The 12,498-nt window shown below is 74.1% G+C and carries 2 protein-coding genes; both read left to right on the top strand.

The genetic code is table 11. The features are described 5' to 3' along the window. The first annotated feature begins 92 nt into the window (after positions 1-92). Positions 93-5,375, top strand: coding sequence for a Tc toxin subunit A-related protein (locus Dsi01nite_RS42975; protein ID WP_203852195.1), 5,283 nt, complete (start codon positions 93-95; stop codon positions 5,373-5,375). 10 nt (positions 5,376-5,385) lie between these two features. Continuing rightward, a complete protein-coding gene (locus Dsi01nite_RS42970) occupies positions 5,386-12,453 on the top strand; it encodes a SpvB/TcaC N-terminal domain-containing protein (protein WP_203852194.1) in 7,068 nt (2,355 codons plus the stop codon). Positions 12,454-12,498 lie beyond the last annotated feature (45 nt).

Here is a 12,498-nt window from a genome sequence, read left to right as displayed (position 1 = left end):
GCCCGCGAGCGCGGGCACGGCACAGCACGGAACATCGTGGAACGCCTGCTTCAACGACCACCGATCCGGTTTCGTTGAAGAAAGGTTGCCCGATGCCACGGCTCGAATACTCGGTGAGCAGCCCGCCCGCGGGGGCTGCCGTCGGCCGCACCGTCACGATGTCGGGCCTCGCCCGGGTGGTGGCGGCGAACAGCGGCAAACTCCTCGTCATCAGCATCGACGACATCAGGGTCGAGTTCGGCGCCGGCGGTCCGGTGGTGACCGCGGGACAGACCGGCAACACCTGGTCGGCCAGCACCCTGCTGCCCTCGACGATCCCGGGCGGGACGTCGTTGCGGCTGACCGCGACGCTGCGCGGCACCAACCAGTTCGACGTCGGCATCCCGGGCGAGCCCGCCGAGCCCGGCCCGGAGATCCCGTTCGAGACGAGCCTGTTCGTCGACGTGCAGGTCGCCGTGTCGCCCGCGCCCGGCTTCGCGCTGACCGAGCCCGCGAACGGGCAGGTGGTGAACCTCGGCGCGGGCGGCGGCCAGGTCGACGTCGCCCTCACGTTGCAGGGTGAGCAGTTCTACCCGGTCACGATCAACATCTCCGCCGACGGCAAGGTCGTCAGCCAGCAGATCACCGGCGGGACGCAGTTCCGCCGGACGATCGACCTGGCGCCGATGCCGCTCGGCGCGCGGCCCGTCGCGGTCACCGCGGCGAACCGCGACCGGACCTCGGCCGCGCAGACCCGGACGGTGACCGGCCGGGACGTCGGGGTGCCGGACCTCGAGGTCGTCACGCCGGTGCCGCACGCCAACATCATCGGCAACCCCGACGGGACCGCGGTGGTGCCCATGACGGGCACCGCGCCCGACCCGCAGAGCGGCATGGTCGGCGGTCAGGCGAAGGTGGAGTGGGCGCTGTCCCTCGGCGGCTCGCGGACGCCCGCGACCCCCGGACCCGGCAACGACTTCAGCAGCTGGACCGCGAACGTGCCGGTGACCGGGTTCGGGGCGCACTCGATCAGCGTCTGGGCCACCGACAACGCGGGCAACACCGCGCTGCCGGTCACCGTCCCGGTGACGGTGATCAGCTCGTTCGTGCCGGCCGACCTCGACGAGCGGCTCAGCGAGCGGGAGTACCTCGCCGCGCTGCTGTCCTTCGCGCAGGAACAGGTCACCGTGCCGGGCCCGCCGCCGGCCCCGCTGGACACCGCCACCCTGGTCGGCGTGCTGGGCCAGCCGGTCGACCGGCTGAGCCAGCCGCTGTCGGCCGCGGCGGACCTCGGCGGCCGCCCGGTCAACCAGCTGCGGGTCCCGCTGGAGCTGCTGCGGGCCCGGATCGCGGCCACGCACGGCAGCACCCCGCGCGGCACGCTCGGCGAGGCGGAGTACCGGGACGCGGCGTACGCCACGCTGCTGGCCACCGCCGGAACCTCGACGGCGGAGCTGCGCCTGGCCCGCGGCGCGGACCCGGCCGAGCGGCAGGCGCTCGCCGCCCGGCTCGGCATCCGGCTCAGCACGACGACCCCGGACGAGCTCGGCCTGCTGCTGCTGGACGGCCCGGCGCGCACCGAGGCGGCCCTCGAGTCGCTCTTCGGCCTGCCCACCACGATCGTGACCGACCCGCTGCGGGAGCCGGCCATGCCGTTGCTGCTCACCTGGCGGCTGAAGGCACTCGCGCTGTCCTGGGCCGAGCAGGACCAGCACCCGACGACCCCGCCGCCGTTCGCGGTGCTCGCCGACCCGGACGTCGTCGGCGCCGCCGACGTCGTCGCCGACCCGAAGGGCGACCCGATCCGGGCGCTGCTCACCCAGCGGGCCGGCGTGCTGAGCGCATACGCGAACCAGCTGGACCAGCAGCGCACCGGCGCGCCCGACGCCGCCAAGGGCATGGCGGCGATCCTGGGCACCGCGCTGCCCGGCGCCGATCTGGCCGCGCTGGAGACCCGCGACCGGCAGGGCGGCGACATCGCGGCCGACCTGCGCGGGCTGGGGCTGACCCGGACCGGCTTCCTGAACCTGCGCCGGGCCACCCGGCTCGCCGCGACCGGGCCGCTGACCCCGGCCGAGTGGGCCGACGCCATCGCCGTGCTGGTCGGCGCGCACAAGTCGACGCTGGTCGCCGCCTGGCTGGCGCAGGAGACCGGGTTCGTCCTGTCGCCGGACTTCTTCACACTGAGCGCCACCGACACCGGCCCGGTGGTGAACCCGCTGCGGGTGGACCCCCGTGCCCGGGCCGGCTGGCGGTCGGTGCTGCGCGGGCGCGTCGCGCAGCGCCAGGACCTCATCGACGCCAGCGCGCAGGCGGTGTCGGCGACCGAGCAGGCGACGCTGCCGATCCTGCGGGACGCGCTGCTGGCGCACCTGCTGCCGGCCGGCAGCGACGACATCACGGAGATCGGCGAGGCCCTCTCGGGCCTGTTCCTGGTCGACGTCCTCGCGGCCGGCGCGCTGCGGACCACCAGGATCCGCCAGGCCGTCGAGAGCGTCCAGTCGCTGCTGTCGGCGAAGCGTTCGGGCGAGCTGGTCCCCGCCCACCCGGCGTTCGGCTGGCAGATCGAGGTGGACGTCTTCACCGCCGCCTGGGTCTGGATGGGCGAACTGGGCAGCTGGCAGGCCGCCACCATGGCGTTCCTGTTCCCGGAGCGGCACCTGGACCCGACCCTGCTGGTGCCCGGCAACGACCCGCCGTCGCCGCTGGACACCCTGTTCACGACCATCCGCGGCTCGGGCCCGTTCAGCGCGGAGGGGGCGGTGGTGGCGGGCCGGCACTACCTGGACGGGATCGGCGTCCACGACCTGGCCTACCTCAACCCGCAACGCTCGCTCGAGCACCAGCGGCGGCTCCGCGACCGGTCCGCGCAGCTGCCGGAGCCGGCCGCGCGGGCGGCCTTCTGGGTGGTCCCGCTGCTGCTGGCGCAGCGCCTGCAGTCGGCCGGCGACTTCCGGGCCGCCCTGGACTGGTACTGGATCGTCTACCCCTACGACGTCGCCGACCCGGTCCGCTCCTTCCACAAGATGAACACCGAGCAGCTGTTCCGCCCGGACCTCACGTTCCCGCCGGGGTGGACCACGATGCTGGACCCGTTCGCGCTCATCGCGAACCGTCCCGCCCCGTACAACCGGTACACGCTGCTCGCCGTCATCCGGTGCCACCTCGACTTCGCCGACGCCGAGTTCACCCGGGAGACCGACGAGTCGATCGCCAACGCGCGCACGCTCTACGTGACCGCCCGGCGGCTGCTGGACGCACCGGTCTTCGTGCCGCAGCTGCCGGTCAACCACGGCGAGCCGGCGCTGCCGATCCCCGAGCTCGACGCCCTGCGCGCCCGGGCCAGGGTCCAGCTGGCCAAGCTGCGCCAGGGCCGCAACATCGCCGGCATGCCCAGGACGCAGGGCATCACCGCGCAGACGACGGTGCGCCAACCCACCCCGCTGCGGTTCAAGACGCTGCTGGAGCGGGCCCGCCAGCTCACCGCCCAGGCCAGCCAGATCGAGGCGGGCTACCTGGCCGCGCTGGAGAAGTACGACGAGCGCGGCCTGCGCCTGTTCGACGCGCTCAAGGGCGTCGACCTCAGCGCGGCCCAGGTGACGCTGGCGGTCACCCGGGTCAAGGAGGCCACCGACGGGGTCGCCGCCGCCGTCGCGCAGCGCGACAAGGCCGACGTCATGGCCGGCACCTACACCCAGCTGATCGACGCGCCGCCGAACCGCTACGAGCAGGACCTGCTCGACCAGTTCCCGCGCATGCGGGACATCCGCAACCACATCGCCGACACGGACGCGGCGATCGGGGTCATGCAGGCCGCGTCGAACGCCGCGGGCTTCTTCAAGGCGGTCCAGAGCCTCGGCGCCAGCGTCGCCCTCGGGGTCGGGCTGGGGACGGCGTCGGTGGCCAAGGGCTTCCTGGAGAACTCGCTGAACAACCTCGACGCCCAGATCCAGGCCAACCAGCTCCAGGCCGGCATCGAGCAACGCCGCCAGGACTGGCGGGTCCAGCAGACGGCCGCCGAGCAGGAGGCGCTGGTCGCCGCCGCGCAGGTGGTCATCGCCAACGACCAGGTCGCGATCGCCGACCAGGAGCAGGTCATCGCGAACCTCCAGCACGACCAGTCGGTGGCGCTGGTGCGGTTCCTCAACGCCCAGTTCACCAACGCCGACCTGTACCAGTGGATGAGCAACACCCTCGGCGGCGTCTACCGCTACTTCCTCCAGCAGGCCACCGCGACCGCCCGGCTGGCCCAGGCGCAGCTGGCCTTCGAGCGGGCCGAGGCCGAGCAGGCGCTCATCCGCAACGACTACTGGCAGCCGCCGCAGAAGGCGGGCGCGAGCACGGTGCAGATCGACCGGCGCGGGCTGACCGGCGCCGAGCAGCTCACCGCCGACGTGTCGCGGCTGGAGGACTACGCGCTGCACTCCGAACGCCGCCGGCTCAACCTGTCGCAGACGTTCTCCCTGGCCCGGCTGATGCCGGTGGAGTTCCTGGAGTTCCGGCGCACCGGCACGCTGAGCTTCGCCACGCCGATGGCGTTGTTCGACAACGACTTCCCGGGCCACTACCTGCGCATGATCCGGCAGGTGCGGACCAGCGTCGTCGCACTGGTGCCGCCGGACCGGGGGATCCGCGCCACGCTGTACTCCAACGGCATCTCGCGGGTCATCACCGGCCAGGACGGCACCTTCGGCGACATCGTGCTGCGGCACGACCCGACGATCGTGGCGCTGACCTCGCCGATCAACGCCAGCGGGGTGTTCGAGCTGGACACGCAGACCGAGGTGCTGCTGCCGTTCGAGTCCTCCGGGGTCGACACCACCTGGGAGCTCCAGCTGCCGCCGGCGGCGAACCCGTTCGACTTCGACAGCATCGCCGACGTCCTCGTCACCGTCGAATACACCGCGCTGCACGACGAGAACTACCGCAGCCAGGTCACCGCGAAGCTCAACACGAACCGCGAGCGGGGCGCCGACCGGGTCTTCAGCCTGGCCCAGGACTTCCCGGACCAGTGGTACGACCTCAACAACACCATCCCGGCCGGCGCCGATCGGCGGATCACCGTGCCGCTGCGGGACGTGGACTTCCCGTTCGGTGTCGAGGCGCTGTCCACGGCCGCCGTCGCGGTCCGGCTCGTCGGCGGCGCCCAGCTCCCGGACGTCACGCTGACCCTGACCAAGGGCACCGCGGGCGGTGCGGCGACGGTGACCAACGGGCTGGCCGGCACCCGGCGGGGCAACGCGCCGGCCTGGTTGCCGCTGACCGGCGGCTCCCCGGCCGGCGAATGGCAGCTCGCCTTCGGCGCCGACGCCGCGAACCTGTTCGCGGCCGGCGCCCTCGACGACATCCTGTTGATGATCAGCTGGGCCGGTCAAGGCCCCGCGTGGACGGCGTAGGGACGCGACCATGAGCGCAGATGTGATCAGCCTCCCGAAGGGCGGCGGCGCGATCGGCGGCCTGGGCGAGTCGTTCTCGTCCGACCAGTTCACCGGCACCGGGCAGTTCTCGGTCCCGATCGCGATCCCGGCCGGGCGGCACGGGGTGCAGCCGCACCTCGCGCTGGCGTACGGCTCCGGGACCGGCAACGGCCCGTTCGGGCTGGGCTGGCAGCTCAGCCTGCCCGGGGTGAGCCGCAAGACCACCAGGGGCGTGCCACGCTACGACGACGACCGCGACGTGTTCGTCCTGTCCGGCGCCGAGGACCTGGTGCCGGTGGCGGGCAGCTACCCGGGCCGGGTGCGGTACCGGCCCCGGACCGAGGGCCTGTTCGCCCGCATCGAGCACGTCAAGGACGGCACCGGCGACTACTGGGAGGTCCGCGGCGCCGACGGCGGCCGCACCCGGTACGGCACCGCGCGGCCGGACGGCGCGCCGGCGGACTGGCGGGACCCGGCCGTGTTCGCCGACCCGCAGGCACCGGGCCACGTGTTCGGCTGGCGGATCACCGAGACGGCCGACCCGTTCGGCAATCTCGTCCGATACGCCTACCTCCTCGACGAGGGCCAGCCGCTGCTGTCGCGCATCTCCTACGCCGACTACGGCGACCGGTCCGCGCCCGCGTTCCTGGTCACCGTCGACTTCGAGCACTCGGCCCGGCCCGACCCGTTCTCGGCGCACCGGGCGGGCTTCGCCCTGCGCACGGCGCTGCGCTGCGACACCGTCCGGATCAGCACCCACGCCGCCGACGGTGTCACCCGGGTCGCCCACGAATACCGGCTGTCCTACCGGCAGGCCCCGTTCAACGGGGTGTCGCTGCTTGCCGGCGTGACCTCGGTCGGCATCGACGGCGACGCGGTCGAGGCGATGCCGCCGCTGACGTTCGACTACTCGGCGTTCGAGCCGGCCGGTCGGCGGTTCCAGCCGCTGACCGGCCCCGGCCTGCCCGCCGCGAACCTGAGCGACCGGACGTTCGCGCTGGTGGACCTGCGCGGCGCGGGCCTGCCCGACGTCGTGGAGCTGGGCGCGGTCCGCCGCTACTGGCGCAACGCCGGCGGCGGCCGGTTCGAGCTCCCGCGGCTGCTGGCCGAATCGCCGCCGGCGGAGCTGGGCAGCGACGGGGTCATGCTGATGGACGCCGACGGCGACGGCCGCGCCGATCTCGTGGCGGCGGGCCTGTCCGGGTATCACCCGATGACGTTCGGCGGCGGCTGGTCGCGGCGGTCGTTCCAGCGGTACCGGGTGGCCCCCGCCGTCCGCCTGTCCGACCCGAACGTCCGGCTGGTCGACCTCGACGGCGACGGCCTGACCGACGTGCTGCGGTCCGGCACCCGGCTCGAGGCCTGGTTCAACGACCGCGATCCGGCGCTCGCCTGGCAACGCACCACGTCCAGCGCCGGCCCGGCGGCCGAGCTCGACCTGGCCGACCCGCGGGTGCGCCTCGCCGACATGACCGGCGACGGCCTGTCCGACCTGGTCCTGCTGCGCAGCGGCAGCATCGCCTACTGGCCGAACCTCGGCCACGGCCGCTGGGGCGCGAAGGTCACCATGCGCCGGTCGCCGCGGCTGCCGGACGGCTTCGACCCCCGCCGGCTGCTCCTCGGCGACGTCGACGGCGACGGCGCCGCGGACCTCGTCTACGTCGCCGACGGCCGGGTCATGGTGTGGGGCAACATGTCCGGCAACGGCTGGACCGAGCAGCCGGTGACCGTCGCCGGCACCCCGCACGTGGCCGACGGCGACGGCCTCCAGCTCGCCGACGTGCACGGCACCGGCGTCAGCGGCCTGCTGTACAGCCACGGGCGCGGCGGTACAGCAGAGCGCCCGCGCTTCCTGGACCTCACCGGCGGGGTCAAGCCGTATCTGCTCACCGGCCTGGACAACCACCTCGGCGCGCGGACCACGGTGCGCTACCGGTCGTCCACCGTGGACCACCTGCGCGACGCGGCCGACCCGGTCACCCGGTGGCGCACCACCCTGCCCTTCCCGGTGCAGGTCGTCGCGACGGTCGTGGTCACCGACCAGATCTCCGGCAACCGGCTCACCACCGAGTACGAGTACCACCACGGCTACTGGGACGGCGAGGAACGCGAGTTTCGCGGCTTCGCCCGGGTCGAGCGCCGCGACGCCGAGGCATCGGGGGCGCCGACCGTGACGAAGACCTGGTTCCATCCCGGTCCGGTGGCGGGGGCCGAGGCCGGCGACTGGACCGAGCTGGACCTGCGCCACGAGTACACCGCGGTCGACCCGCCGCTGCTGAGCCGCCCGGCGGCACAGGTGGAGCTCATCGCCGGGCTGCCCCGCGCGGCCCGCCGGACGGCGCTGCGCGCGCTCAGCGGCCAGGTGCTGCGCACCGAGCTCTACGCCCTGGACGGCGCCGACCGGGCGGACCGGCCGTACGTGGTCACCGAGTCGGTGGCCGGGCTGCGCCAGGAGCACCCGAGGATCTTCTTCCCGTTTCCGATCGCCTCCCGCAACACCGCGTGGGAGCGCGGCGACGAGCCGCTGACCCGCTTCGTGCTGCACGCCGCGCCCAACGCCCACGGGCTGCCGACCGCGCGGCTCGACGTGGCCGTGCCGCGCGGCCGCGACCCGATGGCGACCGGCGCCGAGCCCTTCCTCGCCACCGCGACCACCATCGGGTACGCCACCCGCGACGACGACGAGGTCTACCTGGTGGACCGGGTGGCCCGGACCACGACCGTCGAGGTCGCCCCGGGCGGCCTGTCGCTGCCCCAGCTGCGGGACTCGGTGCTCGACCCGGGGCTGGACTCAGGGCTGGATTCGGCCGGGCCGGTGGCCACCCGGGTCGTCGCCGACGTCCGGACGTTCTACGACGGCGACGCCTACACCGGTCTCCCGCTCGGCACGCTCGGCGACCACGGCGCGCCGACCCGGGTCGAGTCGCTGGCCTTCCCGGACACGTTCCTCGACACCGTGTTCGGCCCGGACCTCCGGCCGCCCTACCTGGACCCCACCGGCGCGCCGGCCTGGACCCCGCAATACCCGCGGCAGTTCCGCGACGACCTGCCACCGCTGGCCGGATACGTGCACCGCACCGACCCGGACGGCTACTACGTGATCGTCGGCCGGCACCGCTACGACGTGCACGACCCGGGCCGCGTGCCGCGCGGGCTCAAGCTCGACTCCCTCGATCCGCTCGGCAACCGCAGCGGCGTCGAGCACGACGAGCACGACCTGCTGGTGGTGGCGTCCACCGACCCCGCCGGGCTGGTGACGACGGCCGGGCACGACCTGCGGCTGCTGCGCCCGCGGGCGGTCACCGACCCCAACGGCGCGACCGGCTCGGTGACGTTCTCACCCGCCGGCCTGGTCACCGCCCAGTTCCACCGGGGCAAGGACGGCGAGGGCGACGGCACCGAACCGGGTCTGCGCACGGTGTACGACCTGGCCGCGTTCGCCGAGCGCGGCACGCCGGTGTCGGTCCGCACCGTCCAGCGCCTGCACCACGACACCGACACCGAGGTCGATCCCGCGCACCGCGACGACGTGCTCGTCTCCGTGCAGTACTCCGACGGCTTCGGCCGCACCGTGCAGACCCGGACGCAGACCGAGGACACACTGTTCGGCGACCCGACGTCCGGCGGCGGGGTCCTGCCCGACGACCCGGCCGCCCCGGTGCTGCCGGTCAGGTCCGCCGGCGACGCCGTGGTGGTCAGCGGCTGGCAGGTCTACGACCACAAGGGCCGGGTGATCCGCCGGTACGAGCCGTTCTTCGCGAACGGTTTCGACTACACCGAGCCGGTGGAGGGGCAGCTGGGCAACCTCGTGCGGCTCTTCTACGACCCCTGCGGGCGGCAGGTCCGCACGGTCAACCCGGACGGCAGCGAGCGCCGCGTGGTGATCGGCGTCCCGGCGGACCTCGCCGACCCGGACACGTTCGTCGGCAGCCCCTGGGAGGCCTACACCTACGACGCGAACGACAACGCCGGCCGCACCCACCCCGAGGCGGCCGAGGGCTACCGGGCGCACTGGAACACGCCGGCCGGCGTCGAGGTCGACGCGCTGGGCCGGGCCGTGCGCGCGGTGTCCCGCCTCGGCGCCGGGCCGGGCGGCGCCGCGCTGGTCACCCGCAGCAGCTACGACATCAGGGGCAGGCTGCTGGCCACCGTGGACCCACTCGGCCGCGAGGCGTTCCGGTTCACCGTCGACCTGCTGGGCCGGCGGTGGCGGGCCGACAGCCTCGACGCCGGGCGGCACGTCACCGTGCCGGACGCGGACGGAGCGCCGATCGAGGGCCGGGACGGCCGCGACGCGATCCGGCTGACCTCCTACGATCCCCTGCGCCGGCCGGTGCGGATGTGGGCCCGCGACGACGGCGACGGCCCCGTCACGCTGCGGCAGCGCTTCGAGTACGGCGACGCCGGCACGCCGAGCCAGCCGCCGGCCGAACGCGCCGCCGCCCGCGCGCACAACCTGCTCGGCCGGGCGGTGCGGCACCACGACGAGGCGGGCCTGGTGACGGTCGGCGCGGCCGACTTCAAGGGCAACGTGACCGAATCGGTCCGCCGGGTCATCGCCGACGCGCCGATCCTCGCCACCTACGAGGCCGCCGCCCGGGACGGCTGGAAGGTGCGCCCGTTCGCGCCGGACTGGGCGCCACGGGCCGGGCAGTCGCAGCCGGACCGGGACGCCGAGCTGCTGGAGCCGCGCGACTACGCGACCAGCAACCGGCACGACGCGGTGAACCGGCTCGTCCGGCACATCCTGCCGACCGATGTGGAGGGCCGGCGGCGGGTGCTGACCCCGGTGTACAACCGGTCCGGCGCGCTGGACCAGGTGCGCCTCGACGACACGGTCTTCGTCCAGCGGATCAGCTACGACGCGAAGGGCAACCGGACGCTGCTCGCCTACGGCAACGGGGTGCTGACCCGATACGCGTACGAGCCGCTGACCACCCGGCTGGCCCGGCTGCGCACCGAGCACTTCACCCCCGACGGCGACGGCTACCGCCCCGGCGGCGAGGTGCTCCAGGACCAGACCTACGCCTACGACCTGGCCGGCAACCTGCTCGGTATCGACGACCTGACGCCCGGCAGCGGGATCCCGGGCAACCCGGACGCGCTCACGGTCGCGGACCCGATCCTGCGCAACCTGATCGGCACCGGTCAGGCGCTGCGCCGGCGGTTCTCCTACGACCCGCTCTACCGGCTGCTGACCGCGACCGGGCGGGAGCAGCAGGCGCCGCCGACCGGTGACCCGTGGCTCGGACTGCCGCGCGGCACCGACGCCACCAGAGCGCAGGCCTACACGGAGACGTACGGCTACGACGAGCTCGGCAACCTGCTGAGCCTGGCGCACGCCGCGGCCGGCGGCTTCACCCGGACCTTCACGACCGCACCCGGCGGCAACGCGCTCGCCCGCATGACGATCGGCGCCACCGGCTACGACTACGCCTTCGACGCCGGTGGCAACCTGGTCGCCGAGACCGGCTCGCGGCGCTTCGACTGGGACCACGCGGGCCGGCTGGCCGCCTTCGGCACCGCCACCCCGGGCGCCGAGCCGTCGGTGCATGCCCAGTACCTCTACGACGCCACCGGTGCCCGGGTGAAGAAGCTGGTCCGGCGGCAGGGCGGCGCGGTGGAGGTGACGCACTACGTCGACGCCATGTTCGAGGAGCACCGCTGGGCCGGCGGCGCGAACAACCACGTCCACGTGTCCGACGACCAGAAACGCATCGCGATCGTCCGGATCGGCGCGGCCCACCCCGATGACCGGGGCCCGGCCACGGCGTTCCAGCTCGGCGACCACCTGGGCAGCTCGACCGCGGTCGTCGACGCGGCCGGGGACCTCACCAACCGGGAGGAGTTCACGCCCTATGGGGAGACCAGCTTCGGCAGCTACGCGCGCAAGCGGTACCGGTACACCGGCAAGGAACGCGACGAGGAGAGCGGTCTGGCATATCACCAGGCCCGCTACCTGATGCCGTGGCTGGCCCGGTGGGCGAGCGTGGATCCCCTGGCGGCCCGGACACCGGAGCAGAGCCCGTACGAGTACGCGGCGTCGAACCCGCTCGCCCTGGTCGATCCGACGGGCCTGAGCCCGGACGGCCTGACCAACGCGCAGCGCACCCTCATCGACAACGCCAACGCCAACGCCGACGCGTCCGAGCAGTTCGCCCGGGAAAATCCGGGCGGCGTGCGGCAGCTCCGGCACGACCTGATCGACGCGAACAGCGAGGTGGCCGACCGGCTCCTGCACGGGCGTCCCGGCGGCGCCGCCCAGGAGCGGTTCGAGGTCATCCAGGAGAAGTTGCGCCGCGCCGCCGACCTGAACCAGGAACGGGGCATGCTCGAGGAACGGGTGCGACGGTCGTTCCAGGACGGTTCGAAGGGAAACTTCCGGCAGACGCCCTGGCGGGAGGTACTGCTGTCCAGGCTCCTGGCCGGCCGAAACGCGCTGTGGGGACCCCGCATCGGTGGTGGTGGTGGCGGTCGCCGTGGTGGCGGTGGTGGCCCGAAAGGCGGCGGGGGTGGCGGCGGCGCCCAGAAGGCGGCGCCCGCCGCCGAGCCCGCGCCGAGCGCCCCTGAGCCGGCGAGGTCGGGCGGCGGTCCGAAGGCGGTGGATCCGGCCGGCGTCCGCGCGAAGGCGCCCGGGCTCCTGCGCACCGGAGGCACCGTCGTGGGCGTCCTCGGCGCGCTGGGCCTGCTCGACGTGGCCCACTCGGTCCTCGACGACCTGTCGGCCCACCAGTACGGCTCGGCGGCGAAGAAGGTCGCCGAGACCGCCGGGGTCTCGGCCGGCTTCAGCAACCCGGTCACCTTCGCCCCCACCGCGGCGTACACGGTGGCGCGGACGTACCACGCCAACCGCGACGAGATCAACGATCACGCGGCGGCGGTCGGCGAGTTCCTCGACCCGGTCCACTGGATCACCGGCGGACACTCGCCGATCGGCGGGGTCGCCGCGGCGGGCTGGGCGGTGACCGAGTCGACCGGCCGGACCGTGGGCGGGATGGCCACCTCCGCCTGGCGCGGCGTGAGCTGGGCCGCCGGCAAGGTCTGGGACATCTTCTGACCTCGCGATCGGGTGGTGCGCGGCGGCTCGGTGACCCGGGCCGCC

The organism is Dactylosporangium siamense (assembly GCF_016862795.1).
Lineage (GTDB): Bacteria > Actinomycetota > Actinomycetes > Mycobacteriales > Micromonosporaceae > Dactylosporangium > Dactylosporangium siamense.
Note: the sequence above shows the minus strand (reverse complement) of the source record. Positions and strands in the feature narration are given on the sequence as shown.

Excerpts from the sequence above, each read along its gene's own strand:
- Dsi01nite_RS42975 (WP_203852195.1), top strand. The coding sequence starts at position 93 with ATGCCACGGCTCGAATACTCGGTGAGCAGCCCGCCCGCGGGGGCTGCC.
- Dsi01nite_RS42970 (WP_203852194.1), top strand. The coding sequence starts at position 5,386 with ATGAGCGCAGATGTGATCAGCCTCCCGAAGGGCGGCGGCGCGATCGGC.